Here is a 26,200-nt window from a genome sequence, read left to right as displayed (position 1 = left end):
CTGCTGGACGGCGTGCTGGGTGAGGACGGCCTCGTGGGCGGTCTGCTCGGCGGCGAAGACGGCGGTCTGCTCGACGGTCTGCTGGGCGACGACGGCCTCGTGGGCGGTCTGCTCGGTGGCGACGGCGGTGGCCTGCTGGACGGCGTGCTGGGTGAAGACGGCCTCGTGGGCGGTCTGCTCGGCGGCGAGGGCGGCGGTCTGCTGGACGGCGTTCTGGGTGAAGACGGCCTCGTGGGCGGTGTGCTCGGCGGCGACGGCGGTGGCCTGCTCGACGGCGTGCTGGGTGAGGACGGCCTCGTGGGCGGTGTGCTCGGCGGCGACGGCGGCGGTCTGCTGGACGGCGTGCTGGGTGAGGACGGCCTCGTGGGCGGTCTGCTCGGTGGCGACGGCGGCGGTCTGCTGGACGGCGTGCTGGGTGAGGACGGCCTCGTGGGCGGTCTGCTCGGCGGCGAAGGCGGCGGTCTGCTGGACGGCGTGCTGGGTGAAGATGGCCTCGTGGGTGGTGTGCTCGGCGGCGAAGACGGCGGTCTGCTGGACGGCGTGCTGGGTGAAGACGGCCTTGTGGGGGGTCTGCTCGGCGGCGACGGCGGTGGCCTGCTGGACGGCGTGCTGGGTGAGGACGGCCTCGTGGGTGGTCTGCTCGGCGGCGAAGATGGTGGCCTGCTGGACGGCGTGCTGGGTGAGGACGGCCTCGTGGGCGGTCTGCTCGGCGGCGAAGGCGGTCTGCTGGACGGCGTGCTGGGTGAAGACGGCCTCGTGGGCGGTCTGCTCGGCGGCGAAGACGGCGGTCTGCTGGACGGCGTGCTGGGTGAGGACGGCCTCGTGGGTGGTCTGCTCGGCGGCGAAGACGGCGGTCTGCTGGACGGCGTGCTGGGTGAGGACGGCCTCGTGGGCGGTCTGCTCGGCGGCGAAGACGGCGGTCTGCTCGACGGCGTGCTGGGTGAAGACGGCCTCGTGGGCGGTCTGCTCGGCGGCGAAGACGGCGGTCTTCTGGACGGCGTGCTGGGTGAGGACGGCCTTGTGGGCGGTCTGCTTGGCGGGCTGACAGGCAACGGTTCCGAAGACGTCGTCTAATCCACTCACGGACAAGGAACCCCTACCTGCTCCATACCCCCCAGGCGGGGCAGGTCTCCGGACAGGGCGAAAACACCCGCCCTGTCCGGAATAAGGAAAAGAGAATTTGAGCCAACAGGAGCTGGACGTGAAAATTCTTGCAGTAGACGACAGTCCCATTTCCCGCGACTTGCTGCCTGTATTGTTTTCCAGTTCCGGTTTTCCCCCCCTTCATGTCGCTGAAAGCGGAGCCGCCGCCCTGGCGATCCTCGGCAACGGCGACCAGCAGTTCGACTGCCTGATCCTCGATGTCGAAATGCCTGGCATGGACGGCATCGAGCTGTGCAGCCGTGTCCGGCAACTGGCCCGCTACCGCGATGTCCCGATCATCATGCTGACGGCGCGCGACGATGCCCAGACCATCGAAACCGCCTTCGCCGCGGGTGCCAACGACTACATCCTGAAATCCGCGGCGGCCAAGGAACTGGTCGGTCGGGTGCACGTCGCCCAACGCATGCTGCACCGCAACGCGTGCCAGGTGCTGTCGAGCAAGGAGCTGGCAAAGGGCGCGGCGACGCCGCTGTCGCGCAGCGGCAAGCACAGCTTTGCCCTGGCGGACAGCCTTCTGGTCGAGGGCGTGGACAGGCTGATCCTGCCGTTCTCGCTGGGCAACTACCTGACCCAGCTTCCGGCCGAGGCCCTGACGGGCACCCGCATCTTCGGGGTCCAGATCGAGGACCCGGTCCGCCACTACCATGACAACACGACCCGGAACTTCGCAACCATCCTGGCCCGGGTCGCCAGGGGCATTTGCGCCACCGTCGAGACGGACCGGCTGCTGATGTCCTACGTCGGCGGCGGCGCGTTCTATTGCATCGCGCGCGACATCGCCGGCGAGCAGCCGCAGGACTTCGAAGCGGGCATCAACCGCTATCTCGAAACCTGCGCCTCCGCGAGCGTCCTTGCGGCGCTGCAATCGGTCAGTGTCTGCGTCAGCGCCCTGGTGGTTCCCAGCGCCCGTCGCGGGCAGCGGGTGCGTGTTTCCTTCGATCGTGTGAAGGACCGCGTAAACGCTCGGGTAAGGATGGATGGCGTAGAGTGCCAACCGGATATGGAAAGGGAGAGGACAGCATGGCAGTGATTTCATTCATGGTCGGCAGCGTGGTTGCCCTTGTGGCCGCCAGTCTCTGTTGGGCCTTCTCGGAAATGGGGCTTGGCGGGGCTCTGATGGTCTACCTCGGGGGCGGGACGGTTCTGGGAACCCTCTTGACGCTGCTCGGCAGCGGCCTGTTCAGCGACCCGGCCAATCCTTTCGAACTGGCTTCGGATCGGAACTGAACCCTGACATGTCGGGCCGGTGAGGATCCCGCGTCCCGGACAAAAGGGCCGGGCGGCGGCGGTTGCGCGGCGATGCCAGTCACGACTTGGGCGCGCGGTGCCGGGCTTTTACCCCTGCAAGGCCTGAGGGCCGATCTGCCGCAAGGCCGGAACCGGCCATGGCCACTTCCGGGCGCTGCGACATTCGGCGTGCCGCGCGGGATGCACGGTCGCGGCCGTGACGGTCCCGCCCGTCAAGCGGGACAGCCCCATCGTGCCGGATCGGTGCCCGGCGCCCGGTGGCGGCGGACGAGCCATCAAGGTCGATTTCCCAAGACGTCGACGGCGCTGCGTTGCGGGCGCCCAAACCACGACGGGCCCCGGCCATTTCCGGCTGTTGGGCAGCTGTCACCGCGCCTTCCTGCGCTGGTTGTGGCAGCGCCAAAGCGCTTTCGCATGACGCTGCCATTCCCTTGGGCGCCGCAGGCGCGCCGCTTCGGGTCAGGACAGGCCACCCGCAGCGGCCCGTCCTGTGACCCCGTCCGCCTCAGGCCACGCGGGCGCCCCGGCTCCATGCGCCGCGCAGGATCGGGGCGGCGCCGCGGCGGCTGACCCGCAGCAGATCGGCGCGCAGCCCCGGTTCCAGCCGGCCACGGTCGGACAGGCCGGCGACGCGGGCCGGGGTGCCGGTGACGCAGGCAACCGCGCGGGGCAGGTCGTCCCACAGCTCTGCCAGCCGGAAGGCCGACAACAGCAGCGCCGCCGGAACGTAGTCCGAGGACACGATGTCCAGCAAACCCGCCTGCGCCAGTTCCGCTGCCGCGACATTGCCGGAATGCGAGCCGCCCCGGATCAGGTTCGGCGCGCCCATCATCACCGCGATGCCCGCCTCCCGGCAGGCCTGCGCCGCCTCCAGCGTCGTCGGAAACTCGGCAAAGCCGACGCCGATCTCGGCCGAGCGGGCGACCTGTTCCGCCGTGGTGTCGTCATGGCTGGCAAGGACCGCGCCAAGCCGCCGCGCCTCGGTCACGGCGCCGGCCTCGTGGGCCGCCCCGTAGCGCGCCTGCATCAGCTTCAGGTTGGCGACATGCTCGGCGAACTCGACGTCGTTCATGTTGCGTTTCTTGGCCTGATAGACCCGCAGCGCGGTCAGGTCGCGGAACTGGCGCTGACCGGGCGTGTGATCCATCAGCGAAACAAGGCCGACGCGATCCTCGGGCCCGAAGTCCGCCAGTTCTTGCAACAGCGTCTCGGAACAGATCTCGGCGCGCAGGTGGATGAAATGGCTGATCTTCAGGTCGCCGGCGGCGCGGGCCTCCAGCAGTTCCGTCGCCAGCTTGCGGGCATAGGGATCGTAGCGCCCCTTGCCGGTGCCAAGCGTGGACCCGACCCGCAGCGCGTCGAAGACCGTGGTGATCCCGGTCGAGGCCAGTTCCGCGTCATGTGCCAGAAGCGCGGGCAGATGCGGCCAGTCGACCTCGGGGCGGGGTTCGAGGTGACGCTCGACATTGTCGGTGTGCAGCTCGACCAGCCCCGGCATCACCAGGTCGCCGCGGCAGTCGATGGCGCCCTTCGGCGCGGCGCCCGTGGTAATCGCCGCGATCACGCCGTTTTCGACGACAAGGTGGCCGTCGATCACGCCGTCCGGCAGGACCAGTTGCGCATTGGCGAGGCAGAGGCTTTCTGCCATGAGGGCGTCACGGTCCTCGGGTAGAACGTCGGGAGAGAAAGGGGAGTTCATGTCATACGCTCGCTTTGCAGTCTATTATTTGCCGCCCGAGGGCGCGCTGTCCAGCTTCGGCGCCCGCTGGCTGGGCTGGGATGTCCTGACCGGCAGGGCGGCGCCGCACTGGCCCGAGCCGGGGCTGGAGGCGGTGACGCAGACGCCCCGGAAATACGGCTTCCACGCCACGCTGAAGCCGCCCTTCCGGCTGGCAGAGGGTCAGACACCCGAGGCGCTGGACAAGGCGGTCGCGGCCATGGCGGCGCGCTGTGCGCCCGCCCCGGCAGAGGGGCTCGAGGTCGCGCGGCTCGGCAGCTTTCTGGCGCTGGTCCCGCAGGGCGACACCGCGCAGATCGCGCGGGTCGCGGCAACCTGCGTCGAGGCGCTGGACGAATTCCGCGCGCCCGCCACCGAGGCAGAGCTGGCCCGCCGCCGCGCCGCCCGGCTGACGCCTGAACAGGAGGCGCTGCTGTCGCGCTGGGGCTATCCCTACGTGATGCAGGCCTTCCGCTTTCACATGACGCTGACCGGCCGACTTGACCCGCAGGACCGTGCGGCCTGGCAGGACAGCGTCGCCCGGCACCTGCCGCCGCTGCCGCAGCCCTTCGTGCTGGACCAGGTGGCGCTGGTCGGGGAACGCGCCGATGGTCGGTTCGAGCTGGTCCACCGCTACCCCCTCACCGGCTGAAGCGCCTGAAGGGCCCGGGCCACGGTCTCGGGCAGCGGGCCGTCGTTCGACACGGTAACCGCCGGCACCCCCTCGGGCAGGGCGAAGGGGGCGCGCGCCAGGCGCCGGGCGATCTCTTCGGGGGTCTCGCGGTTGCGGGCCGACAGCCGCGCCGCCAGCGTCTCCGGCCGCGCCGTCAGATGCAGCACGGTCAGGCGGGGAAAGACCGCCTGCGCCTCTGGCAAGACCGCGCGGGACAGGTTGGCCAGCCGGTCCTGACCGGACTGCACCTGCGTCAGGGTGTCCTGCGGGATTCCGTAGCGCAGCCCATGCGCCTCCCAGTGCAGGCAGAAGGCCCCGGCGGCGCGGCGCGCCTCGAAGGCCTCGACCGAGACGGCCTCGCAGTCCTCGCCACCCGCCCCGGGCGCCCGGGTGATCACCCGGCGCACCGGCAGCAGCCCGGGGCAGGCGGCGCAAAGCGCCTCCATCACGCTGTCCTTGCCGACGCCGGAGGGCCCGACCACGGCGATCAGCCGCCCCATGCCCATCACGCCGCCCGCGCCGGGGTGAACCCGGTCACGTCGATTTCGCGGTCGCAGACCCGGTCGCGGGCCTCGGCGTCGTGAAAGATGCCGACAACCGCCGCGCCGCGCGCCTTGGCCGCCTCGATCAGCTCCAGCACCACGGCGCGGTTGGTGGCGTCCAGACTCGCGGTCGGCTCGTCCAGCAAGAGCGCCGGGTAGGGATGTGCAAAGCCGCGCGCGATATTGACCCGCTGCTGTTCGCCGCCGGAAAAGGTCGTGGGCGACAGGTCCCAAAGCCGCTCGGGGATGTTCAGGCGGGCCAGCAGGCCGCGGGCCTGTGCCTCGGCCTCCGGCTCGGCCACACCCAGCGCCCGCAAGGGGTCCGCCACCACCTGCAGCGTCGGCACACGCGGCACCACGCGCAGGAACTGGCTGACGTAGCCCAGCACCTCGCGGCGCAGCGCGATGATCTCGCGCGGCTCGGCCTGCACCAGGTCGACATCCCCGATCCGGATCGACCCCGAGGCCGCCCGGTAGTTGCCGTAAAGCATGCGCATCAGCGTCGATTTCCCGGCCCCCGAGGCGCCGGTCAGCGCCACGCATTCGCCGGGCTGCACCGTAAACGAAGCCCCCTGCATCACCCGGATCACCGCGCCGCCCTGATTGTGCAGCACGAACTGCTTCGACACGTCCCTGACTTCGATCATCGCACCGCCTCGCATTTTGCAGCCTCTGGCCCTTTGGCCGCCGACCCGCCGGGCCGCCCCGCAGCGCCCAGCGGCGCAGCCGAAGGGACCCGGGGCATCGCCCCTTTCCGTGTTTCTTCTTGGTCCAAATACCTCAAAACGACATCTCCATCCTGCATGCCGGTTGCAAAGAGGCGCCGACCGGCCTCGGCCCGGCAGTGCGGGCCGGTCCCGGGGGCCGGCGCCTGCCGGTCCCTGCCGCGCCCCGGTCCGGGGCGCCGCGGCGCGCCGGAGCACGGCAGGCCTTCCCGGCCTTGCCCCGGCGTGGATCGCCGGTCTTTGCCCCGCCGCGCTTCTTTTCTGTCCAGATAGGTCACGGCGACACCTCAGACCTGCAGGACGCTGGAAACCAGCAGCTGCGTATAGCCGTGCTGCGGATCGTCCAGCACCTGGTCGGTCAGCCCCTGTTCCACCACGCGGCCCGATTTCATCACCATCAGCCGGTCCGCCAGCAGCCGCACCACGGCCAGGTCGTGGGTCACGATCACCGCCGAAAGCCCCATGTCGCGCACCAGACCGCGCAGCAGGTCCAGCAGGCGCGCCTGCACCGAGACATCCAGCCCGCCGGTGGGTTCGTCCATGAAGACCAGCCGCGGGCCGGTCACCAGGTTGCGCGCGATCTGCAGCCGTTGCTGCATACCGCCGGAGAAGGTCGAGGGCCGGTCGTCGATGCGCCTGGGCGCGATCTCCACCCGGTCCAGCCAGTCCAGCGCCGTCTCGCGGATCTCGCCGTAGTGGCGGGCGCCCACGGCCATCAGGCGCTCGCCCACGTTGCCGCCGGCACTGACGCCCATGCGCAGGCCGTCGCGGGCATGCTGGTGCACAAAGGCCCAGTCGGTGCGCCCCAGCATCCGCCGCTCTGCCTCCGGCATCGCCAGCACGTCGCGCGGCCCCTCGGCGCGGGTGTCGAAGATCACGCGCCCGGTGTCCGGCGCCAGATGCCCGGCCAAGCAGCCCAGCAGCGTCGACTTGCCCGAGCCGCTTTCGCCGACGATGCCCATGACCTCACCGGGGTAGAGGTCGAAGGACACATCTGTACAGCCGATATGGGCGCCGTAGCGTTTCTCGACGCTTTCGACCTTCAGCAAGGGTGTCATGGCTGGTCTCCTTCCATGGCGGTGGCCGGCTGCGGGCTCATGCCGCCTCCGTCCCGCGGTGTCCGGCCTCGCGGCGGCTTTCGCAATAATCGGTGTCCGAGCACAGGAACAGCCGCCCGCCCGCGTCATCCACGATGACCTCGTCGAGATAGCTGTCCTCGGCCCCGCAGAGCCCGCAGGGCCGGTCGGGTTTCGAGGCTTCGAAGGGGTGGTCCTCGAAATCGAGGCTTTCGACCCGGGTATAGGGCGGCAGGGCGTAGATCCGCTGTTCGCGCCCGGCGCCGAACAGCTGGATCGCCGGGCAGTCCGACAGCTTGGGGTTGTCGAAGCGCGGGATCGGCGAGGGGTCCATGACATAGCGCCCCTCGACCCGCACCGGGTAGGCGTAGGAGGTCGCGATATGCCCGTGCCGCGCGATGTCCTCGTAGAGCTTCACATGCATCAGCCCGTATTCCTCCAGCGCGTGCATGCGCCGGGTTTCGGTCTCGCGCGGTTCGAGAAAGCGCAGGGGCTCGGGGATCGGCACCTGGTAGACCAGGATCTGCCCCTCGGTCAGCGGCGCCTCGGGGATGCGGTGGCGGGTCTGGATCACCGAGGCCTCGGCGGTCCGGGTGCTGACCGCCACCTCCGCCGTGCGGCGGAAGAAGCTGCGGATCGAGACCGCGTTGGTGGTGTCGTCGGCGCCCTGGTCGATCACCTTCAGCACGTCCTCGGGCCGCAGCACGGCGGCGGTGACCTGCACGCCGCCGGTGCCCCAGCCGTAGGGCATGGGCATCTCGCGGCTGGCGAAGGGCACCTGGTAGCCCGGCACCGCCAGCGCCTTGAGGATCGCGCGGCGGATCATCCGTTTTGTCTGTTCGTCGAGATAGGCGAAGTTATAGGCCGTCTCGGGTGCGATCTGGTTCACAGCAACCCCCTGTCCGTCAGTCCGGCTTGCAGGGCGTCGGCCCCGGTAAAGTGAATGGCATCCATGCCGATGCCGCGCGCGGCATCGCAGTTGTCGCGCTTGTCGTCGATGAAGACGCAGGCCTCTGGCGCAACGCCCGCGCGCGCGCAGAACAGGCGGTAGATGGCCGGGTCCGGCTTGATCAGCCCGACCGCGCCCGACACCACCAGCGTGTCGAAGATCTCGGCCAGCCGCGGGTGCACCTTCAGCCCCTCGGGCCATGTCTCCAGCGACCAGTTGGTGATGGCGTGCAGCGGCACGTTCCGGGCGATCAGCCGGTCGACCAGATCCCATGTGCCGGGCACCCGCTCGGGCACGGTCATGGCGTAGCGCGGCACGTATTGCTTCAGCCGCGTCCGGTCCCCGGGATCGTCCAGCGCCTCGGCCAGATCCTCGAAGCGCGCGCCCCGGTCGGCCCGCAGGTTGAGCGCGCCGAAGTCGATGCGCTGCATGAAGGCGTCAATGGCGGCGCGGTCCATGTCCTGTGCCCAGGCCAGATGCGGCTGCCAGTCCACCAGGACGTTGCCGATGTCGAAGACGACCTGTGTCGGGGTCATTCCGCCGCCTCCTGCCGGGTGTCGCTCTGTGCGGCGCTGGCCTCGGCGCGCAACCTGCGCACCAGCTCCAGTTCGGCCTGGAAGTCGACGTAATGCGGCAGCTTGATGTGTTCCAGAAAGCCCGTCGCCTGCACGTTGTCGCCATGCGGCAGCACGAATTCCGCGTCCTGCGCCGGGGCGCCGCTGTCGTCCTCGCCCAGCTCTTCCCAGCGCAGCGCGCGGTCGACCAGCGCCATCGAGATCGCCTTGCGTTCGGTCTGGCCGAAGACAAGGCCGTAGCCCCGGGTGAATTGCGGCGGTTCGGTCTTCGAGCCGGTGAACTGGTTGACGGTCTCGCATTCGGTCAGCACGACCTCTCCGATCTCGACCGCGAAGCCCAGCTCGGGGATCTCGACCTCGACCGGCACGGTGCCGATGCGCAGTTCCGCGACAAAGGCGTGGTTGCGCCCGTAGCCGCGCTGGGTGGAATAGGCCATGCCAAGGGTAAAGCCCTCGTCGGCCCGGGTCAGCGCCTGCAGGCGCAGGGCGCGCGCGGCGGGCAGCTCCAGCGGTTCGCGGGTCAGGTCGGGCGGCGGGGTATCGTCGTGCGGGGCGTCCTCGATCAGCCCCTCGCGGTCGAGAAAGCCCATGACATGCGGTTTCGGGGCCATGTCCCCGTCGCCACCCGCCGGGGCCAGTGGCGGCTCGCCCTCGGCGGCGAGGGCGAAGTCCAGCAGGCGGTGCGTGTAATCGAAGGTCGGCCCCAGAACCTGCCCGCCCGGCAGGTCCTTGAAGGTGGCCGAGATGCGCCGGTCGCAGGCCATGCCGCCGGTGTCGACCGGGGTGGTGGCGCCGAAGCGCGGCAGGGTGGTGCGATAGGCGCGGATCAGGAAGATCGCCTCGATCAGGTCGCCGCGCGCCTGCTTGATCGCCAGCGCGGCGAGGTCGGGATCGTAGAGCGAGCCCTCGGCCATGACCCGGTTGACCGCCAGCGTCATCTGTTCGCGGATCTGCGCGAGGCTCAGCTCGGGCACCGCCCTGTCGCCCCGGCGTTCCTCGGCCAGCCAGGCATGGGCGTTCTCGATGGCGCGTTCGCCTCCTTTGACGGCGACATACATCAGGCTTCTCCAATCCGGGTGCTGCGGGGCAGGGCCGCAAGGTGGTCGCCGCAGGTCAGCAGGAAGTCCAGCCCCAGCGGGGCGCGGGCGGCGTTGGCCTGCAGGGCCGGGACGTCGGGCAGCGACAGGAAGGCCGCCTCGCGGATGCCCGGCCCGGTAAGGCGGGCGCCCTCGGCGCGCAGATCGCTGCATTCGACGATCAGCGTGGCCGAGCGGTCGGGGTAGTCGGCGCTGCCGATGGGGTAGGCCTGCAGCGGCAGCAGCGCCTGCCAGGGACCGATGGCGAAGGCGCATTGCGCCGGGCCGGTCAGCGGCGCGCCGCAGTGGAAGGCGATCCAGGCGCGGGTTTCCGGCGTGTCCGCCTCTCCGGCCAGGTAGAGCGGCGTGTCGCCGTCACAAAGCGTCAGCAGCGCCGCGCCTGCGGCGGCCGAGAGCGGCGCCGGGGGGCGGGCCCCGGTGACCGCGTGGATCGTTCCGGGGCGGGCCATGGCCTCCATCGTTGCGCGAAAGGCGCGGGCGGCGTCGTGGGCGGGGGCGGCGAAGCCGCCGCCAAGGGTGTCTGCCTGCATCAGTCGTCTCCGCGCTGTAGGGTGAAGAAATCGACCCGCGTGGCCGCGGCCTTCTCGGCGCGCGCGCTGCGGCGGGCCTCGGCTTCGGTTTCCAGCGGGGCCAGCACCGCCGCGCGGGTGCGCTCGGCCTGTTCGGTCATCATCATGGCGTCGACCAGTGCGGCGGCCTCGGCATCGGCCTTGCGGCGGCCCTGGATCCAGGCGTGGCCCGCCGTGCCGTCGCCCAGCCGCAGCGCGCAGCGGGTCACGGTCATCTCGCCGGCATTGAACGGCGCGCCGCTGCCGCCGATCCGGCCACGCAGCATGACGCTGCCCACCTCCGGCGCGCGCAGCCAGGCAAAGTCGGGCCGCGCGCCAAGCCCGTCCAGCAGGGCGGCCACCCGGCCAGCGGGCGCCTTGGCAAGCAGGCCCATCCACGCGCGGCGGTCTGGGGTCTGGTCTTCGGTCCGGATCATCTCGACACCTTCGGCAATTCCTATACAACTAGACTTATTCTAGCAGATTCGCGGGCGCGGCCCAGCGGAGACTTGTGAAATTTCGGTGACGGAGGGCGTGCCATGGCCCGCAAGACAACCCCGGTCTGGCAGGCGATCGCCCGCGACCTGCGCACGGATATCGCCGAGGGGCGCTATGCGACCGGGGCGAAGCTGCCGACCGAGGCGGCGCTGGCGGCGCGTTTCGGGGTGAACCGCCACACCGTCCGCCACGCGCTGTCCGCGCTGGTCGAGGCGGGGCTGGTGCGCACCCGGCGTGGTTCGGGCGCCTTCGTCACGGCGCGGCCCGCCGACTATCCCATCGGGCGCCGCGTCAGCTTTACCCAGAACCTGCGCCGTGCCGGGCGCCTGCCGGGGCGGCGGCTGCTGTCGACCGAAGAGCGCGCCGCCACGCAGGACGAGGCCGAGGCCCTGGCCATTGCGCCGGGCGCGCCGGTGCTGGCCTCGCACAGCGTCTCGCTGGCGGACGGGGCGCCGGTGGCGCTGGCCGAAGCGCTCTACCCGCTGGAGCGGCTGCCGGGGATCGCCGGGGCGCTGGCCGAGGGGCACGGCGTGACATGGGCCTTCGCGGCGCTGGGGATAAAGGACTATACCCGCGCCTCGACCCGCATCACCGCCGTGGCGGCGGGGGCGATGCAGGCGCTGCATCTGCAGGTGTCAGAGGGGGCGCCGCTGCTCTGGACCCGCAGCGTGAACGTCGATGCCGCTGGCGTGCCGGTGGAATTCGGCACGACATGGTGGGCGGGCGACCGCATCGCGCTGACCCTGGAGGATTAGGCGCCCCTGCGGCGCCTCGGGGCTTCATCGGGACGCGCCGCCGCCGGTCTGCGACGGGAAGGCGCTTTGCAGGGTAGGGGCGGGTGTGCGGAGCGGGGGCAAGCGCCTTCCGCGCGCCGGGATCCCTGTGCGGTGGGGCGGGGGAGCAAGATGGCCCGCAAGGGGAAAGCGCTTTTGACGGAACGAGACGGGAGCGGGCGGAGTGCGAAGCGCTTTCGGTGCCGCTGCTGGCGCGGCGTTTGCCCCACGCGGGCCGGCAAAGCGCTTTTGAGAGCGTGCGGCGGGGGCAGGCGGGGTGCAAAGCGCTTTCGGTTCCGCGGCGGGCGCGGCGTTTGCCCTCACGCGGGCTGGGAAAGCGCTTTTGAGAGCGTGCGGCGGGGGCAGGCGGGGTGTGTAAAGCGCTTTCGGTGCCGCTGCTGGCGTGGCGTTTGCCCCCACGTGGGCCGGGTAAAAGCGCTTTGTGACGACGTGCCAGACGGCACGAGGGGTGGAAAAGCGCTTTGCGCCCGCCCGCTGTCCTCCGCCCTCGTGGCGGGGGACAGGGGCGGGCGCCCTTGCGTCAGTCCTTCCGCCCGATCAGCCGCGCCCGCAGCCAGCCGGAGAGAGAATCCATTGCCATGACCATCAGGACGATCAGCACGATGTAATAGGCGACCTCTTCCCAGTCCTTCTGGGTCTGGATCGCCTGGGTCAGCATCAGGCCGATGCCGCCGCCGGTGATGGCGCCGATGATCGTCGCGCTGCGGGTGTTGGATTCGAGGAAGTAGAGCACCTGCGCCAGCAGCACCGGCACCACCTGCGGGATCACCCCGAAACGGTAGCGTTGCAGCGGCTTGGCGCCGGTCGAGGCGACGCCCTCGATCTGCCTGTCGTCGACGTTCTCCAGCGCCTCCGAGAAGATCTTGCCGAAGGTGCCGGTGTCGGTGATCAGGATCGCCAGAGACCCGGTCAGAGGCCCCGGTCCGAAGGCGCGGGCCAGCACAACGGTCCAGATCAGCGCATCGACGCCGCGCACGAAGTCGAAGAGGCGCCGCGCGGCCATGCGCACCAGCATCAGCGGCGCAAAGCGCTTGGCGGCGAGGAAGGCCAGCGGCAGGGCGATGATCGCGGCTCCCATGGTGCCCAGGAAGGCCATGAGGATGGTTTCCCCGAGGGCCCAGGCGATTTCGCCGTGACGCCACATGGGGTTGCCCCAGAAATCCTGCCAGGCGCCGGACAGGTTGGACCGCTCGGGGTCGATGCGGTCGCCGAAGAGGATCTCGGGCAGGCCGTGGCCGTGGTAGGGGCTGGTGAACGTGAACCAGAACAGCTCCCACCCCGGGAAGTAGCGGAAGATCTCGGTCTTGGAGCCGGTCAGCGTGATGCGGCCGCCGGGCGCGGTGATGGCCACGCGGCGGTCAGAGGCGCTGATCCAGGCGGGCAGGGCCTCGGGCAGGTTCGTGGTCACCCGGCGCCCGTCGATTTGCGCCTCGATGCGGGGGAAGTCGGGCAGGTCGATCTCGACCCGGTTGTCGGGGTACAGGCGCACCTGCTCTCCGGCGGCGAGGTCCACGGCGATCACCTCGCTGCCGCTGACCCAGTCGGGGCGCGCGCCCTCGGGGTAGGTGCCCTTGCGTTCGCCTTCGACGGCATAGGTCATGGTGCCGTCGCGGTTGGAGCGGGTGACATGGGTCTTGTAGGACCAGCTGTCAGAGGCCAGCGTCACCGCGTTGTCCCAGTTGGCGCGCTGGGCGAGGCCGGGGACGTCGAAGGCCACGACGATATAGGCGAGGTAGAGGATCACCACGGCGGGCAGGCCAAAGGCCAGCGCGGTCTTGCGGCGGATCAGGGCGGCGGCCTGCGTCTTGGCATCGGACAGGCTGGGCAGGGCGGTCATGTCGGCGGCGCTCATGCGTGGCCTCCTTCGGTCAGGCGATTGCGCATCCGGCTGGACAGCTGGTCGAACAGGACGATGGTTCCGAAAAGCAGCAGGAAGATCGCCGCCGCCGCGTCGAAGCGGCCCGGCCCCCAGGCCATGGCGTTGCGCAGCTCGTAGCCCAGCCCGCCGGCGCCGACGAAGCCGAGGATGGCAGAGGCGCGGATATTGATCTCGAAGCGCAGCAGCGCGTAGCTGAGGTAGTTCGGCGCGACCTGCGGCAGGATCCCCAGCCACATCTTCTGCGCCCATGTGGCGCCGGTCGAGGTCAGCCCCTCGACGGCCTTCAGGTCGGCGTTTTCGGCCACCTCGGAGAACATCTTGCCAAGCGCGCCCGCGGTATGGATGGCGATGGCGATCATCGCGGGCACCGGCCCGCCGCCCAGCACGAAGATCAGCACCAGGGCGATGACGATCTCGGGGATCGCGCGCAGGATGTCCATGAAGCGGCGAAAGACCGGGATCAGCCGCGGCCAGCGCGCCAGCCCGCGAGGCGACAGCAGCGACAGCACCAGACCGGCCAGCGCGCCCAGCAGGGTCGACACGGCGGCGATATTGACCGTCTCGACCAGTGCGGGGAGGTATTTCACCACCAGCGCGGGCAGCTCGGCGCGCTTCTGCCAAGCCTCGGAGAGCACGTCGGCGGGGTAGGCGCCGATATTGTGCAGCCCCTCCCAGAACCCGCCGGCGTTGCGTTCGTCCGCCACGGTGAAGCCCGAGACCATCAGCACGACGAAGATCAGCAGCACCATTCCGCCATAAAGGCGGCGGCGCTGCACCTGTGCCATGTAGTCGGACTGGATCGTGCCGACCCGCTCGGGGCCGGTTAGCGTCATGTCGGTCATCGGGGCCTCGGGCGGTCTGGCGGCGTCCCCGGGTTTGGGGGAGCGCAAGAAAAAGGGGACCGGACGCTGACGCCCGGCCCCCCATGGTGTCTTAGTTGTTGATCACGGCCTGGCGAGCGGCGATCACCGACGAATAGACATCGTGGGTCACCGGCTCGAAGCCCAGCGTGTCGCCTGCGGCCACGCCATAGGCGCAGTCGGCGTCCCGCTCGTGCAGGCCGTCGACCAGCTCGACCATGGCCGTCTTCACCTCTGCGGGCAGGGCCTTGCGCAGGACCACCGGGCCCTCGGGGATGACCTTGGACTTCCAGATCTCGACGAGGTCGTTCATGTCGACCAGACCCGCGTCCACGGCCTTGCGCAGCGCGCCCGAGTTGTAGCCGTCTTCCCAGTTGCCCTGACCATCGGCCCAGGTCACGCCGGCGTCGATGTCGCCGTTGGCGACCGCGACGATGGTCTGCTCGTGACCGCCGGTGAACTTGACCTCGCCGAAGAACTCGCCGGATTCCATGGTGATGCCTTCACCGGCCTGCGGGATCTCGATCGAGGGGATCAGGTAGCCCGAGGTGGAGTTCGGATCGCCGAAGCCGAAGACCTTGCCCTTCATGTCGTCCAGCGAGGCAACGCCGGCGTCCTTGTGGGCGAAGCCGATGGAGTGATAGCCGATCGAACCGTCGAGGTTGACCTTGACCAGCACCGGCTCGACCGCTTCGGGATCCTGCAGGTAGGTGGCGGCATAGGCCGAGGCACCCAGCCACGCCATGTCCAGCGTGCCGCCCAGCAGGCCCTGGATCACGCCGTTGTAGTCGGCGGGGGCGAACAGCTTCGTCGGGACGCCAAGCGCCTCTTCGGTGTATTCCTGAAGGCAGGCGTAAGAGTTCATGCGGTCCTGCGCGTTTTCGCCGCCGAGGATGCCGATGCGGAACTCTTCGATCTCCTGCGCCTGGGCAAAGCCTGCAAGCATGGTGCTGGCCAGGGCCAGTGCGATGGTCTTTTTCATCAGTCTCTCCGTTGATGAAGGGTCGTTGAAAAGGCGGATCAGGCGAGGGCCCTGGCCTTCAGCCGTTCGGCATCGGTGCGGTCGAGGGTCGCGATCTCGGTCGAGGTCGCGGCCTCGGAGAAATCGGCCCCGGCACCATAGATGTCGCGGGCGACGCCGGTGGTCAGCTGTTCGGGCGTGCCGTCGAAGACGATGCGCCCGTCGCGCATGCCGATCACCCGGTCGCAGTAGCGCCGCGCGGTATCCAGCGTGTGCAGGTTGGCGATGACCATGCGGCCGTCTTCCTCGTGGATGCGGCGCAGCGCCTCCATGACGATCTGCGCGTTCATCGGGTCGAGGCTGGCGATCGGCTCGTCGGCGAGGATCACCGCGGGGTCCTGCATCAGGGCGCGGGCAATGGCGACGCGCTGCTGCTGGCCGCCGGACAGCGCCTCGGCCCGCTTGGGCGCCTGATCGGCGATGCCGAGGCGGTCGAGGATCTCGATGGCGCGGTGGATGTCCTCTGTCGGGTAGAGGTTGAACATCGTGGCAAGGGTCGAGCGCCGGTTCAGCGTGCCGTGCAGCACGTTCGACACCACGTCCATGCGCGGCACGAGGTTGAACTGCTGGAAGATCATCGCGCAGCGCGACTGCCACTTGCGCCGCTCGGCGCCCTTCAGGGCGGTGATGTCGCGCCCGTTGAACAGGATCGTGCCGCTGCTGGCGTCGCTGAGCCGGTTCAGCATGCGCAGAAGCGTCGATTTCCCGGCGCCCGAGCGCCCGATCACGCCGATCATGCGCGGCTGATCCACGGAAAAGCTGGCGCGGTCGACGGCGGTGCGCTCGCCGAACGTCTTGGTCAGAGTCTGAACCTGCAGCATGTGTCCCCCAAGCTGTCTCGGGGTGGGAGGTAATGCGCCTACCAGACGATTTTGCGACGCTTTTGAGTCGGTTCTATTAAGCTTTGGAAACGGAAATGTAACGGCGCGGGCTGTCGCGCGGCGCCTGGGCGCGGCCTGCCGCCTGCGCAATCATTGCAGGGTTGAAGCCAGAATTGATCGGGCGTCGTCATAAAATCGTTACAGGTCGTCCGCCGCCTGCTAGGATTCGTCCATGACCCGGTGTCTTGCCCTGTTCACGCTGTTGCTGACGGGCGCCCCCTTCGGCGCCGCAGCCCGGCTTGCGGATGTGATCTGCGACGACCGCGCCCGGCTGGAAAACCGGCTGACCACGGTGCAGGGCGTAAGCAAGCAGGGGCAGGGCCTGCGCGGCCCCGACGCGGTGATGGAGGTCTGGATCGACAAGGCCTCGGGCGATTGGGCGCTGGTGCAGTCCTACGCGAACGGCACGTCCTGCATTGTCGCCATGGGCGAACACTGGCAGGTGCTGGAGCTTCCGACCGACCCGGCCTGAGTTCCGGTGTTGCGCCATGGCCGCAGGGGCATGCCCGGGACCGCGCCTTTCGATCTAGTCCGGGAGAGGCCGGTCGGGGCGCGCGGCAAGCGGACAAGGGAACCGCCGGCCCGCGCCCCCGGATTGCGTGCCAGTATTGCGCCCCCGCGCACGCTCCTGTTGCCCTAAGCGACAGCTGCCGGGTGCCTTGCCGCGAACAGAGGCCGGGGCGCTTGGGGGCACCGGGTCAGAGGTTTGGCGCCCCGGTCTCGCGCAGGTCGTGCACCCGCAGCGCGTCGCCGCAGACCTCGCGGGCGATCTCGACGACGTGGCGGTGATGGGTCAGGTAGATCGCCTGTCCGGTCATGCCGATCCGCGCCATCACCCGGCAGGCGGCGCGGGTGCGGTCCTCGTCGAAGGTCTCGAAGATGTCGTCGCAGAAGAACGGCAGGCACAGCCCCTGCTGCGCCATCTCTTCGTAGGCGGCGGCGCGCAGCGCAAGGTACAGCTGAAAGCGCGTGCCCTTGGACATGTCGCCCACCTGTTTCGGGGTTCCGCTGGCGTCGAGCGCGCGCAGCACCTCTGTCGTGCCCTCCATCTCGGTCCGCAACTGCCGGTAGGCGCCGTTGGTCAGCGCCGCAAAGGCGGTTTCGGTGGCCTGCATCATGCCGCTGCGGTGGCTGTCGCGGTAGCGCCGCAGCGCCTCTTCGGCCAGCCGGTGGCCCAGCGACAGTCGCAGGTGATCCAGCGCGGCATCGGTGACCTGCATGGCCTCGACCGTGGCCCGGGCCTCCAGCTCTGCCACCTCGGCGCCGCCGGTCACCGCCTTCAGCGCGGCCTCGGCCTCTGTCCGGGCGGCGATGGCTTCGCGCACTGCCTCCTCGACCCGGTCGAGGTCGGCGGCGGTCTCGGCCCGTTCGGCCTCTAGCGTCGGCAGGTCGCGGCTGGCCAGTCGCTCCCGGGCCTCGTCGAGGCTGTCGCAGGACAGGGTTTGCACGATGCGGCGCGCCAGCGTGTCGATGCGCTGGCGCAGGTCGCCCGCGCGCTCGGCCTCTTGCACCGCGCGGCGCAGGGCGTCGGGGCCACCCTGCGGCGGGCCGGGAAAGGCCTGCAACAGCCTCTCGACCTGTCGGGCGGTGGTCTGCGCGTTCTGCTCGGCGCTGGCCCGTTCCCCGGCGATCTCGTCAAGGCGGCGGTCCAGAGCCGCTTGCCGGTCTTCTGCGCTGCGTGCCTCATCCAGCGCCTTGAGGGCTGCGCGAAAGCGGGCCTCGGGCTCTGTCTCCGCCGGTCCGGGCAGCTCGGGCAGGGCCTGCATCGCCGCGTGAAAGCGGCGGCGGTCCTCTTCGATCCCGGCGATCTGGCGCAGCACCGGGTCCCGCGTGCCCGAGAGTTCGCGCAGCCGGTGCAGTGGTTTCAGCGTCGCCAACAGGGCCTCGGCCCGCGTGCCTTCGGGCAGGGTGGTGGCAAGGCCGGCCTGCCACGCCGCCTCGGCCTCTGCCTGCGTGGCCTCGGCCCGGGCAAGGCGCCGTTCGCGGGCTTCAAGGCGCCGGGCCAGATCCTCGCGGCGTTCGGCGCGGCGGCGGGCGGCCTCGGCCCGGGCCTGCCATGCCTCCAGCCGCTCTTGCGCCAGCCGGGCGAGATGGCTGAAATCCGTGCTCTCGCTGCCAAGAAGCGGGCGCAGCCGGTCGGCGGCGGCGCGGGCGGCAGAAAGCACCGGGTCCTGCCGGGCGGCCTCGCGGTCCAGCGCGCGGCAGGCGGAGCGCGCCGCCTCGACCCGGCGCAGCCAGTCGGCCAGAGCAGCCAGCGGCAGCGGGCGCGCCAGCCCGGTCCCGGTCTGCGTGGCGTCATAGGCAGCGGAAAGCTCTGCCACCCGCGTCTCTGCCTCTGCGCGGGCGGTCGCGGTTGCGGTTTCTGCCTCGCGCGCCTCGGCCAGCGCGCTTTCGGCCTGCCGCAGCGCGGCCAGCGCATCGGCCTTGTCCAGCCGCGCCTCCATCAGCGCATCCAGCCGCAGCATCGCCGCTTCGAAGGCGCGGGCGGTCTCGGGGGTCAGCGCGTCGCGATGCGCCTGCCACAGGGTGTCACGTTCCTGCCGGGCGGTGCGGGTGGCGGGGTCGTCGGCCAGCCGCGACAGCCCGGCAATCTCGCGCTCCAGCGCGCTGCGGCGGGTGGCGTGGCGGGCGGTCTCTTCGGTCAGATGGGTCAGCTGGCGCCCGGCCTCCTGCCAGGCGCGGTGCTGTGCCTCTGCCTCTTCGGGAGAGATCGGCAGGTCGGGCGCGGTGTCGAAGCTCTGGCCGGGAAGGGCCAGCGCGTCCAGCGCGGCCCGCGCGGACTCTTGCGCCTGTTGCAGGCTGTTGCGGGCCATCTCTTCGGCCATGGCCAGACGGTCGACCGGCACATCGGCAAAGACCTGCGCGATGGCATCGGGCGCCTCGTCGGGGCCGGCCTGCGCCTCGGCCTGGGCCAGGGCCTCGCGCAGCTCCGCGACCTCTTGCGTCTCGGACTGCACCAGCGCCCGCGCCGCGCGCAGGGCCTCGCGGCGCTCTTCCAGCTGGGCGAGCGCGGCTTCGGCGGGCACGAAGGCCAGCGGGTCCGCCTCTGGCGCGTCGGTCAGGCTGCGGGCAAGGGCGCCCATCTCGGCCAGCAGGTCCGCCGCGGTCTGGCGGCGCTTGCCAAGGTCCGCCGCGCCGCCCGTCGCGCGATGGTACAGCGGGTCCAGCGCCGTCAGCGGGTCCGCCAGCGCCAGCACCCCGGGCGCCAGCGGCAGCGCCGCCCGTTCCCCGGTCAGCCGCGCCGTTTCACGGTCGAGGCGCTGGATGTCGTTCTCGGCGCGCGCCGCCTCTTGCATCAGCGCCAGCACGCCGTCGGTGGTGATCCCGGGATCGGCGGGGTGATCGGCCAGCGGCGCCAGCGCCGTTTCCAGCGCGCGAAGCTCTGCCTGCATCGGCAGGGCGGCGATCTCTGCCTCGGTCCGGGCGGCCCGCTGCATGAGCGCGCGGCGTTCGGCAGAGACCGCCTCTTCGCGCGCCTGCGCGGCGTCGCGATCCGTGCGCAGTTTGCGCAGCGCCGAGACAGAGACATCCATCGCGCGGATCTGCGCCTCTGTCTCGCGCAGCGCCTTTTTCAGCACATGGACCCGGGTGGTGGGCGCGCCCTTTCGGTAGAGCGTGTCGGCCCCGTCGCGCAGCCCGTCCAGAACCTCGGACAGGGTCTCTGTGCCCGCGGCGGCGGTGAACAGCAGGCGGCCGATGTCGCCCCGGGCGCGGACGATCTCTTCGCCGCCGCTTTCGATGGTCGCGTCGTCAAGGCAGAAGAGGCTGCGATAAGTCTCTGCCGTGGTGCCGCCAAGCGCACCCGACAGCGCCGCCTCGGGCAGGACCGCGCCGTTTTCGTCAAGCAGCTGGTTCTTGCGCGGCAGGCGGCGAAAGCAGCGGGTCTGGCCGTCGATGTTCAGCCATGCGGTGACCGACAGGTTCTCGCGCTGGTGGCGAAAGCCGTAGGGTTCGCCGCGGGCATAGCCATAGAGAAGGCGCAGCCAGGCCTCCATGGTGGTGGTCTTGCCCGCCTCGTTGGGGCCGTGGACGATGTGGAAATCCGGTGTCCCGTCGGGCTGCGGGCCAAAGTCGAACTGCTTGTCGGTGAAATGCCCGAAGCGGTCGAGCGCCAGCCGTTCCAGCCGCATCACGCGCCCCCGGTCTTCAGCCGCGCGGTGACGATCTCCGCGCCCTCGCGGACCAGCCGTTCGGCCAGCGCGGGGGCGGCCTCTTCGCTTGGCAGCAGGGCGCGCCGTTCCGAGGGCGGCAGCTGCGCCAGAACCTCGTCCACCTCGGCCCGCGCGGCGGCAAGAAAGCCCTCTTCGGCAAGGATCTCCTGCATCAGCGCCGCCAGTTCGCCTGCGGCGGTGGCGTTGCCGGTGGAGGCCGGTTCGGTCAGGTCGAGTTCAAGCCGGTCGATCCACAGTCGTCCGGTCTCTGCCGCCATGTCGGTCAGCGCCTCGGCCCATGTCTCGCGGTCGCGCAGCAGGGGCCAGCGCAGCGGCGTTTCCCCGGTCAGCGTCACCCGAAGGATGGCCTGATCGGCGCGCAGCCCGTCGGCCACCGTCGCAAGGCGCGCGCGCAGGGCGGCGCGCAGGTCGGTCGCGTCCTCAAGTCCGGTGACATCCACCGCGATCCGTTCGAAATCCACCACCGACAGCGGGCGTTCGGCGGTTGTGATGCGGCCCGCGTCGATCTGCAGAAGCGTCACGGATTTGGCGCCGGTCTCTCCCATGTCGCGGCCCTGCGGCATGCCGGGCATGACGATCCAGGGGCTTTCGGAATGCACCGTGCGCTTGTGGACGTGACCCAGCGCCCAGTAGTCGAAGCCCGCGGCCTGCAACTGCGGCACCGTGCAGGGCGCGTAGGGGTCATGGCCCGCCGCGCCGCTGAGCGAGGTGTGCAGAAGGGCTATGTTGACCGCGCCCGGCACCGGGGCGGGAAACTTCGGCAAGAGACTGTCAGGCGCGTGGCGGCCACTGAAGCTGACGCCGTGTATCCACAGATCCTCGGCCAGCTGCACCTTGCCGCCGCGCCCGTCGAAGACATGGACGTTCTCCGGCAGCACGAGGTCGCCGGTGATCGGGTTCTCGGCGTCGTGGTTGCCCTTGATCAGGAAGACCCGGATGCCCGCCGCCGCCAGCCGGTCGCATTGCGCGGTGACAAAGGCGGCGGTCTTGGCGCTGCGGGCCTCGCCATCGAAGAGGTCGCCCGCGATCAGCAGGGCGGTGACACCCTCCTCGATGGCAAGGTCGACCATCCGCGCCAGCGCCGTCCGCGTGGCGGTGGCCACGGCGCGCTGAAGCGCCTCGTCGCGCAGCGCCAAGGACTTCAGCGGCGAGTCGAGATGCAGGTCGGCGGTATGCAGCAGCGTGATCACGGGAGGGGCATGGTCCTTTGTCGGGCGAAGCTGCCGGGTTTTGCCGCGCGCCGCAAGGGCGATCCGTGCCGGGGGCAGGGGCGATGCGCCGCCGCCGCGATTCGGATCGTGGGAAGGGCCCGGGTTGTGCCCGCTGCCTGTGGCGCCCGGCAAGGCAGATTGGGCGGCCCGGCGGTCGTCCTTTGCCCGTCACCGGGCGGGGTGCGCCGTCCTTCGCGGGCGCAAATTTGTTTCCTTGTGGAAGATACTGGACAAGCCGCGCTGAACCTGTTCCCATATTTTCACCGGGTCCGGGGCCTGACCGGGGCCCGCGTTCCGGATCGTGCAGGTCACGGCGGGAGTTGCATTATAATGCCGTTCGTGCAAGATTCTGCATCAAGGTCGGCGCTGCCGGCGGTCGTCTGAGGGAGGAGAAGATGACCACGAGAAGAACGCTGCTGGGCTGCGTGGCTGCGGCCGGGCTGTCCGTCACGGGCGCCGCCCCCGCATGGGCGCAGGAGGTGACGCTGACGCTGCACCAGTTCCTGCCCGCGCAGGCCAATGTGCCGAAACTGGTGCTGGACGTCTGGGCCGACAAGGTCGAGGCCGACAGCGAAGGCCGCATCGCCATCGAGCGCTACCCCGGCATGCAGCTGGGCGGCACCCCGCCCGAGCTTCTGGATCAGGTGCAGGACGGTGTCGCCGATATCGTCTGGGCGGTGAACGGCTTCACGCCGGGGCGCTACCCGCGCACCGAGGTCTTCGAGCTGCCCTTCATGGTGTCGGATGCCCGCGCGGCCTCTTACGCCTACTGGAGGATGTTCGAGGAACACATGGCCGAGACCGACTTTGCCGATGTGAAGATCCTTGGCACATGGGTGCACGGGCCGGGGATGCTGCACACCAAGACGCCGGTCTCGGCGCCCGAGGATCTGCAGGGCCTGAAGATCCGGGGCGGCTCGCGCATGGTGAACCAGCTGCTGGAGCGTGTGGGCGCCGAACCCATCGGCCTGCCGGTGACGGCAATCCCGGAGTCGCTGTCCAAGGGGGTGATCGACGGCACGACGATCCCATGGGAGGTCACGACCTCGCTGAAGGTGCAGGAACTGGTCTCGAACCACACCGAGTTCGACGGCCCCGCGATCTACAACCTGACCTTCGTGCTGGCGATGAACCGGGACGTCTACGACTCGATGCCCGAGGACCTGCAACAGGTGATCGACGCCAATTCAGGGCTTGCCTTCTCGATCTTCGCGGGCGGCACGCAGGCGGATGCGGACGGCCCGGCGCGGCAGGTGGCCGTGGACATGGGCAACACCATCGTCACCGTCTCCGAGGATGATGCCGCCAAGTGGGAAGAGATCGCCCGCCCGGTCTATGACGCCTGGATCGAGGACGTGAAGGCCAAGGGCATCGACGGTCAGGCCATGATCGACGAGGCCCGCGCCCTGATGGAGGACTACGATCCAGCCATGGACACCTGGGCAAGCGAATAAGAACAAGCGCCCGCAAACGGGCGTGGTCAGTCAGGGAGGACAACAATGACCACACGCAGAACCTTTATCGGGGCGGCGGCCGCGCTGGCGACCGCGCTGATGACCTGTACCTCGGCCATGGCGCAGGAGGTCACGCTGACCCTGCACCAGTTCCTGCCCGCGCAGGCCAATGTGCCCAAGCAGGTGCTGGATGTCTGGGCCGACAATGTCGAAGAGGCCAGCGAGGGCCGGATCGAGATCGAGCGCTACCCCTCGATGCAGCTGGGCGGCACCCCGCCCGAACTGATGGACCAGGCCATGGACGGCATCGCCGATATCGTCTGGACCGTGGTCGGCTATACGCCGGGCCGCTTCCCCTCGACCGAGGTCTTCGAGCTGCCCTTCATGGTGGAAGACGCCCGCGCGGCCTCTTACGCCTATTGGAAGATGTTCGAGGAGCACATGAAGGACGGCGAATTCGCCGATCTGCATATCGTCGGCACATGGGTGCACGGCCCCGGCATGTTCCACACCAACAAGCCGGTCACGGTACCCTCGGACCTTGAAGGCATGAAGATCCGCGGCGGCTCTCGCCTCGTGAACGACCTGCTGACCCGCGTCGGCGCGGAGCCTATCGGCATGCCGGTTCCGGCGGTCTCCGAGGCGCTTTCCAAGGGGGTGATCGACGGCACCACCATCCCCTGGGAGGTGACAAGCGCGCTGAAGGTGGCCGAGCTGGTCGGGAACCACACCGAGTTCGACGGCCCGGCGCTGTACAACCTGACCTTCGTTCTGGCGATGAACAAGGATGTCTACGAGTCTCTGCCCGAGGACCTGCAGCAGGTGATCGACGACAACTCGGGGCTGGCGTTCTCGATCTTCGCGGGCGGCACGCAGGCCGATGCGGATGGCCCGGCGCGGCAGATCGCGGTGGACCGGGGCAACAATATCATCACCGTCTCCGAAGAGGACGCGGCGGAATGGGACGCGCTTGTGCACCCGATCTACGAGAGCTGGGTGGCCGATATGGACGGCAAGGGGATCGACGGTCAGGCGCTGATCGATCAGGCGCGCGCGCTGATGTCCGAGTACGACCCGAGCATGGACACCTACGGCAAGTGATGCCGCGCTTCGGGGCGGCGCAACGGTCGCCCCGGGGGCTTTCGTTTCTACCGAAGACGTCGAGGGGAATGTCGCGATGGCCGGTCTGCACCGCATCGTCCTGTGGCTTGCGCGTCTGATGGCGCTTCTGGGCGGCGCCGTCCTTCTGGTGCTGATCCTGATGACCTGCATCTCGATCGTCGGGCGGGCGCTGAACTCGCTGATGCATTCGGGGCTTGTGACATCGCTTGCCCCGGGCTTCGCCGCATGGGCCATCGAGGCGGGGCTGGGGGCGATCCCGGGAGACTTCGAACTGGTCGAGGCGGGCATGGCCTTCTGCATCTTCGCCTTCCTGCCCTACTGCACCGTGACCGGGGGCCATGCCTCTGTCGATGTCTTCACCAATTTCCTGCCGCGCGGCGCGAACCGGGTGCTGGAGGTGCTGATCGCGGGGCTTTTCGCCGCCGTGCTTGTGCTGATCGCGGTGCAGCTGAACGCGGGCATGGCGCGCAAGATCTCCTCCGGCCAGACCACCCTGCTGCTGCAGTTCCCGGTCTGGTGGGCCTATGCGGCCTGCCTGGTCGGCGCGGTGGCGACGGCACTGGTCGGGATCTACGTGGCTTTCGTGCGCCTTTATGAATTGCTGACGGGCCGGGTGATCCTGCCGAATGCCGTGGGAGCGGACCATTGAGCAACCTCGAAATCGGCATCTGGTCCTTTCCGGCGCTGCTGCTGCTGATCTTCCTGCGGGTGCCCATCGGTCTGGCGATGTTCTCGACCGGCTTCGCCGGCATGTGGATGGTCATGGGCAACACGCGGCTGCCGCTGGCGCAGCTGAAGGACCTCGCCTATTCGCAATTCTCCAACTACTCGCTGTCCATCGTGCCGATGTTCCTGCTGATGGGCTATTTCGCCACGCTGGGCGGCATGTCGCAGTCGCTGTTCAAGGCCGCCGAGAACTTTCTCGGGCACCGGCGGGGGGGCGTGGCCATGGCGGCCATCGGCGCCTGCGCGGGCTTCGGCGCCATCTGCGGCTCGTCGCTGGCCACGGCGGCCACCATGAGCCGCGTGTCCCTGCCAGAGCTGAAGCGCTACGGCTACGACGGCGGCTTTTCCACCGCCACGCTGGCGGCGGGCGGCACGCTGGGCATCCTGATCCCGCCCTCGGTAGTGCTGGTGATCTATGCCATCCTGACGGAGCAGAACATCGCCAAGCTGTTCCTCGCGGCCTTCATCCCGGGCGTTCTGGCGGCCATCGGCTACATGATCGCCATCTCGATCTACGTGCGCATGAACCCCGGCAGCGCCGGAGTGCGCGCCCCGGTCCCCATGGCAGAGCGGTTCCGCGCGCTGCTGGACGTCTGGCCGGTGCTGCTGGTCTTCATCGCCGTCGTCGGCGGCATCTACGGCGGTATCTTCACGCCGACCGAGGGGGCGGCGGTGGGGGCGCTGGGCACGGGGATCATCGCGCTGACCTCGGGCGGGCTGACCTGGCGGACGCTGCTGGACAGTTTCACCGACACGGCGCGGTCCTCGGCGATGATCTTCTTCATCGTGCTGGGCGCGGCCTTCTACAATGCCTTCCTCGCCCGGACCCGGGTGCCGCAGGAACTGTCGTCCTGGGTGGTGGAACTGGGCATGTCGCCCTTGTCGGTGCTGGCGGTGATCCTGGTGATCTACCTGGTGCTGGGCTGCTTCATGGACAGCCTGTCGATGATCCTGCTGACCATCCCGATCTTCTTCCCGGTGATCTCGGCGCTGGATTTCGGCCTCTCGCCCGAGCATGTGGCGATCTGGTTCGGGATCCTCGTGCTGATCGTGGTGGAGGTCGGGCTGATCACGCCGCCGGTGGGGATGAACCTCTTCGTGATCAACGCGATGTCGCCCGAGACGCCGATGGTCCAGACCTACCGGGCGGTGCTCTACTACGTGGCCTCGGACCTGGTGCGGGTGGTCATCCTGGTGGCCTTCCCGTCGATCACCCTGTTCCTGTTGCCGGGGTAGCGGGGGGCTTTGCCCCCTCGGCGCCAGGGCGC

Annotated in this window: 25 protein-coding genes; 10 read left to right on the top strand and 15 right to left on the bottom strand. The window is 69.7% G+C overall.

The annotated features are described in order from the left end of the window. The 3 genes from ACN5KJ_RS20125 to ACN5KJ_RS20115 all read left to right on the top strand — a co-directional run. Window positions 1-1,074 (top strand): hypothetical protein (locus tag ACN5KJ_RS20125; protein WP_418595961.1); only part of this gene is annotated, 1,074 nt, incomplete at its 5' end. 106 nt (window positions 1,075-1,180) lie between these two features. Further along, window positions 1,181-2,194, top strand: coding sequence for a response regulator (locus tag ACN5KJ_RS20120; protein ID WP_418595959.1), 1,014 nt, complete (start codon window positions 1,181-1,183; stop codon window positions 2,192-2,194). Next, window positions 2,185-2,391, top strand: a complete 207-nt coding sequence (locus tag ACN5KJ_RS20115) for a hypothetical protein (protein ID WP_347165306.1) — start codon at window positions 2,185-2,187, stop codon at window positions 2,389-2,391. Before ACN5KJ_RS20120 ends, ACN5KJ_RS20115 begins: the two co-directional genes overlap by 10 nt. Before the next feature lie 526 nt (window positions 2,392-2,917). On the opposite strand, the gene ACN5KJ_RS20110 is transcribed toward ACN5KJ_RS20115, so the two are convergent. Then, a complete protein-coding gene (locus ACN5KJ_RS20110) occupies window positions 2,918-4,060 on the bottom strand; it encodes an alpha-D-ribose 1-methylphosphonate 5-triphosphate diphosphatase (RefSeq protein WP_418595965.1) in 1,143 nt (380 codons plus the stop codon). Between the two features lie 49 nt (window positions 4,061-4,109). Between ACN5KJ_RS20110 and ACN5KJ_RS20105 the strand changes: the two genes are divergently transcribed. Next, window positions 4,110-4,781 (top strand): DUF1045 domain-containing protein, encoded by a 672-nt coding sequence (locus tag ACN5KJ_RS20105; protein ID WP_418595957.1) that lies wholly within the window; start codon window positions 4,110-4,112, stop codon window positions 4,779-4,781. On the opposite strand, the gene phnN is transcribed toward ACN5KJ_RS20105, so the two are convergent. The 8 genes from phnN to phnG all read right to left on the bottom strand — a co-directional run bounded on the left by phnN (window position 4,763) and on the right by phnG (window position 10,751). Beyond that, window positions 4,763-5,302, bottom strand: a complete 540-nt coding sequence (gene phnN, locus ACN5KJ_RS20100) for a phosphonate metabolism protein/1,5-bisphosphokinase (PRPP-forming) PhnN (protein WP_347165304.1) — start codon at window positions 5,300-5,302, stop codon at window positions 4,763-4,765. The genes ACN5KJ_RS20105 and phnN overlap by 19 nt on opposite strands. Before the next feature lie 5 nt (window positions 5,303-5,307). Then, complete coding sequence (gene phnL, locus ACN5KJ_RS20095; RefSeq protein WP_418595954.1) at window positions 5,308-5,991, bottom strand: phosphonate C-P lyase system protein PhnL; 684 nt, start codon at window positions 5,989-5,991, stop codon at window positions 5,308-5,310. 365 nt (window positions 5,992-6,356) lie between these two features. After that, window positions 6,357-7,127: a phosphonate C-P lyase system protein PhnK gene (phnK, locus tag ACN5KJ_RS20090; RefSeq protein ID WP_418595952.1), complete on the bottom strand. Its 771-nt coding sequence runs from the start codon at window positions 7,125-7,127 to the stop codon at window positions 6,357-6,359. Window positions 7,128-7,164: 37 nt separating this feature from the next. Then, entirely contained in the window at window positions 7,165-8,034 is an 870-nt protein-coding gene (locus ACN5KJ_RS20085) for an alpha-D-ribose 1-methylphosphonate 5-phosphate C-P-lyase PhnJ (protein WP_347165300.1), read from the bottom strand. Next, window positions 8,031-8,630, bottom strand: a complete 600-nt coding sequence (locus ACN5KJ_RS20080) for an HAD family hydrolase (protein WP_418595950.1) — start codon at window positions 8,628-8,630, stop codon at window positions 8,031-8,033. The genes ACN5KJ_RS20085 and ACN5KJ_RS20080 overlap by 4 nt, the downstream gene beginning before the upstream one ends. Beyond that, window positions 8,627-9,727: a carbon-phosphorus lyase complex subunit PhnI gene (locus ACN5KJ_RS20075; protein ID WP_418595948.1), complete on the bottom strand. Its 1,101-nt coding sequence runs from the start codon at window positions 9,725-9,727 to the stop codon at window positions 8,627-8,629. The genes ACN5KJ_RS20080 and ACN5KJ_RS20075 overlap by 4 nt, the downstream gene beginning before the upstream one ends. After that, window positions 9,727-10,296: a phosphonate C-P lyase system protein PhnH gene (phnH, locus tag ACN5KJ_RS20070; protein ID WP_347165296.1), complete on the bottom strand. Its 570-nt coding sequence runs from the start codon at window positions 10,294-10,296 to the stop codon at window positions 9,727-9,729. Before phnH ends, ACN5KJ_RS20075 begins: the two co-directional genes overlap by 1 nt. Beyond that, window positions 10,296-10,751, bottom strand: coding sequence for a phosphonate C-P lyase system protein PhnG (gene phnG, locus ACN5KJ_RS20065; protein WP_418595946.1), 456 nt, complete (start codon window positions 10,749-10,751; stop codon window positions 10,296-10,298). The genes phnH and phnG overlap by 1 nt, the downstream gene beginning before the upstream one ends. A gap of 102 nt (window positions 10,752-10,853) precedes the next feature. Between phnG and phnF the strand changes: the two genes are divergently transcribed. After that, window positions 10,854-11,567, top strand: a complete 714-nt coding sequence (phnF, locus tag ACN5KJ_RS20060; RefSeq protein ID WP_418595944.1) for a phosphonate metabolism transcriptional regulator PhnF — start codon at window positions 10,854-10,856, stop codon at window positions 11,565-11,567. A gap of 559 nt (window positions 11,568-12,126) precedes the next feature. On the opposite strand, the gene phnE (ACN5KJ_RS20055) is transcribed toward phnF, so the two are convergent. The 4 genes from phnE (ACN5KJ_RS20055) to phnC form a co-directional block, all read right to left on the bottom strand. Beyond that, window positions 12,127-13,458, bottom strand: coding sequence for a phosphonate ABC transporter, permease protein PhnE (gene phnE / locus ACN5KJ_RS20055; RefSeq protein ID WP_418595942.1), 1,332 nt, complete (start codon window positions 13,456-13,458; stop codon window positions 12,127-12,129). Next, window positions 13,455-14,327 carry a phosphonate ABC transporter, permease protein PhnE gene (gene phnE / locus ACN5KJ_RS20050; protein ID WP_418595940.1) on the bottom strand — a complete coding sequence of 291 codons (873 nt, stop codon included), beginning with the start codon at window positions 14,325-14,327 and terminating at the stop codon, window positions 13,455-13,457. Before phnE (ACN5KJ_RS20050) ends, phnE (ACN5KJ_RS20055) begins: the two co-directional genes overlap by 4 nt. Before the next feature lie 91 nt (window positions 14,328-14,418). After that, the gene (gene phnD / locus ACN5KJ_RS20045) at window positions 14,419-15,327 is read right to left on the bottom strand and encodes a phosphonate ABC transporter substrate-binding protein (protein ID WP_418595938.1); all 909 of its coding nucleotides are present in this window, start codon (window positions 15,325-15,327) and stop codon (window positions 14,419-14,421) included. Window positions 15,328-15,365: 38 nt separating this feature from the next. Then, window positions 15,366-16,187, bottom strand: a complete 822-nt coding sequence (phnC, locus tag ACN5KJ_RS20040; protein WP_418595936.1) for a phosphonate ABC transporter ATP-binding protein — start codon at window positions 16,185-16,187, stop codon at window positions 15,366-15,368. 232 nt (window positions 16,188-16,419) lie between these two features. On the opposite strand from phnC, the gene ACN5KJ_RS20035 reads away from it, so the two are divergent. Beyond that, entirely contained in the window at window positions 16,420-16,719 is a 300-nt protein-coding gene (locus ACN5KJ_RS20035) for a hypothetical protein (RefSeq protein ID WP_347165288.1), read from the top strand. 226 nt (window positions 16,720-16,945) lie between these two features. On the opposite strand, the gene ACN5KJ_RS20030 is transcribed toward ACN5KJ_RS20035, so the two are convergent. Beyond that, a complete protein-coding gene (locus ACN5KJ_RS20030; protein WP_418595963.1) occupies window positions 16,946-20,377 on the bottom strand; it encodes an AAA family ATPase in 3,432 nt (1,143 codons plus the stop codon). Next, window positions 20,377-21,609 (bottom strand): metallophosphoesterase family protein, encoded by a 1,233-nt coding sequence (locus ACN5KJ_RS20025; RefSeq protein ID WP_418595934.1) that lies wholly within the window; start codon window positions 21,607-21,609, stop codon window positions 20,377-20,379. Before ACN5KJ_RS20025 ends, ACN5KJ_RS20030 begins: the two co-directional genes overlap by 1 nt. 416 nt (window positions 21,610-22,025) lie before the next feature. On the opposite strand from ACN5KJ_RS20025, the gene ACN5KJ_RS20020 reads away from it, so the two are divergent. From ACN5KJ_RS20020 to ACN5KJ_RS20005, 4 genes are all read left to right on the top strand, one after another. Next, window positions 22,026-23,084 carry a TRAP transporter substrate-binding protein gene (locus tag ACN5KJ_RS20020; protein ID WP_418595932.1) on the top strand — a complete coding sequence of 353 codons (1,059 nt, stop codon included), beginning with the start codon at window positions 22,026-22,028 and terminating at the stop codon, window positions 23,082-23,084. A 45-nt stretch (window positions 23,085-23,129) separates the two neighbouring features. Beyond that, on the top strand, window positions 23,130-24,185 hold the full coding sequence (locus ACN5KJ_RS20015; RefSeq protein WP_418595930.1) for a TRAP transporter substrate-binding protein: 1,056 nt from the start codon (window positions 23,130-23,132) through the stop codon (window positions 24,183-24,185). A 76-nt stretch (window positions 24,186-24,261) separates the two neighbouring features. Next, window positions 24,262-24,855 (top strand): TRAP transporter small permease, encoded by a 594-nt coding sequence (locus ACN5KJ_RS20010; protein ID WP_418595928.1) that lies wholly within the window; start codon window positions 24,262-24,264, stop codon window positions 24,853-24,855. Further along, the gene (locus ACN5KJ_RS20005) at window positions 24,852-26,168 is read left to right on the top strand and encodes a TRAP transporter large permease (protein ID WP_418595926.1); all 1,317 of its coding nucleotides are present in this window, start codon (window positions 24,852-24,854) and stop codon (window positions 26,166-26,168) included. The genes ACN5KJ_RS20010 and ACN5KJ_RS20005 overlap by 4 nt, the downstream gene beginning before the upstream one ends. The last annotated feature ends 32 nt before the right edge of the window (window positions 26,169-26,200 follow it).

This window comes from Ponticoccus sp. (in: a-proteobacteria) (genome assembly GCF_048381735.1).
The sequence above is the reverse complement of the archived record's forward strand: the minus strand, read 5'-3'. Positions and strand labels throughout refer to the sequence as shown.

What these genes read in the sequence shown, in the direction of transcription:
- ACN5KJ_RS20035 (WP_347165288.1), top strand. Translation starts at nt 16,420, where the DNA reads ATGACCCGGTGTCTTGCCCTGTTCACGCTGTTGCTGACGGGCGCCCCC.
- ACN5KJ_RS20115 (WP_347165306.1), top strand. Translation starts at nt 2,185, where the DNA reads ATGGCAGTGATTTCATTCATGGTCGGCAGCGTGGTTGCCCTTGTGGCC.
- ACN5KJ_RS20110 (WP_418595965.1), bottom strand. Translation starts at nt 4,060, where the DNA reads ATGGCAGAAAGCCTCTGCCTCGCCAATGCGCAACTGGTCCTGCCGGAC.
- ACN5KJ_RS20105 (WP_418595957.1), top strand. Translation starts at nt 4,110, where the DNA reads ATGTCATACGCTCGCTTTGCAGTCTATTATTTGCCGCCCGAGGGCGCG.
- ACN5KJ_RS20010 (WP_418595928.1), top strand. Translation starts at nt 24,262, where the DNA reads ATGGCCGGTCTGCACCGCATCGTCCTGTGGCTTGCGCGTCTGATGGCG.
- ACN5KJ_RS20030 (WP_418595963.1), bottom strand. Translation starts at nt 20,377, where the DNA reads ATGCGGCTGGAACGGCTGGCGCTCGACCGCTTCGGGCATTTCACCGAC.
- phnE (WP_418595940.1), bottom strand. Translation starts at nt 14,327, where the DNA reads ATGACCGACATGACGCTAACCGGCCCCGAGCGGGTCGGCACGATCCAG.
- phnD (WP_418595938.1), bottom strand. Translation starts at nt 15,327, where the DNA reads ATGAAAAAGACCATCGCACTGGCCCTGGCCAGCACCATGCTTGCAGGC.
- phnH (WP_347165296.1), bottom strand. Translation starts at nt 10,296, where the DNA reads ATGCAGGCAGACACCCTTGGCGGCGGCTTCGCCGCCCCCGCCCACGAC.
- phnC (WP_418595936.1), bottom strand. Translation starts at nt 16,187, where the DNA reads ATGCTGCAGGTTCAGACTCTGACCAAGACGTTCGGCGAGCGCACCGCC.
- phnG (WP_418595946.1), bottom strand. Translation starts at nt 10,751, where the DNA reads ATGATCCGGACCGAAGACCAGACCCCAGACCGCCGCGCGTGGATGGGC.
- phnL (WP_418595954.1), bottom strand. Translation starts at nt 5,991, where the DNA reads ATGATCGAAGTCAGGGACGTGTCGAAGCAGTTCGTGCTGCACAATCAG.
- phnN (WP_347165304.1), bottom strand. Translation starts at nt 5,302, where the DNA reads ATGGGGCGGCTGATCGCCGTGGTCGGGCCCTCCGGCGTCGGCAAGGAC.
- ACN5KJ_RS20080 (WP_418595950.1), bottom strand. Translation starts at nt 8,630, where the DNA reads ATGACCCCGACACAGGTCGTCTTCGACATCGGCAACGTCCTGGTGGAC.
- phnK (WP_418595952.1), bottom strand. Translation starts at nt 7,127, where the DNA reads ATGACACCCTTGCTGAAGGTCGAAAGCGTCGAGAAACGCTACGGCGCC.
- ACN5KJ_RS20075 (WP_418595948.1), bottom strand. Translation starts at nt 9,727, where the DNA reads ATGTATGTCGCCGTCAAAGGAGGCGAACGCGCCATCGAGAACGCCCAT.
- phnE (WP_418595942.1), bottom strand. Translation starts at nt 13,458, where the DNA reads ATGAGCGCCGCCGACATGACCGCCCTGCCCAGCCTGTCCGATGCCAAG.
- ACN5KJ_RS20020 (WP_418595932.1), top strand. Translation starts at nt 22,026, where the DNA reads ATGACCACGAGAAGAACGCTGCTGGGCTGCGTGGCTGCGGCCGGGCTG.
- phnF (WP_418595944.1), top strand. Translation starts at nt 10,854, where the DNA reads ATGGCCCGCAAGACAACCCCGGTCTGGCAGGCGATCGCCCGCGACCTG.
- ACN5KJ_RS20015 (WP_418595930.1), top strand. Translation starts at nt 23,130, where the DNA reads ATGACCACACGCAGAACCTTTATCGGGGCGGCGGCCGCGCTGGCGACC.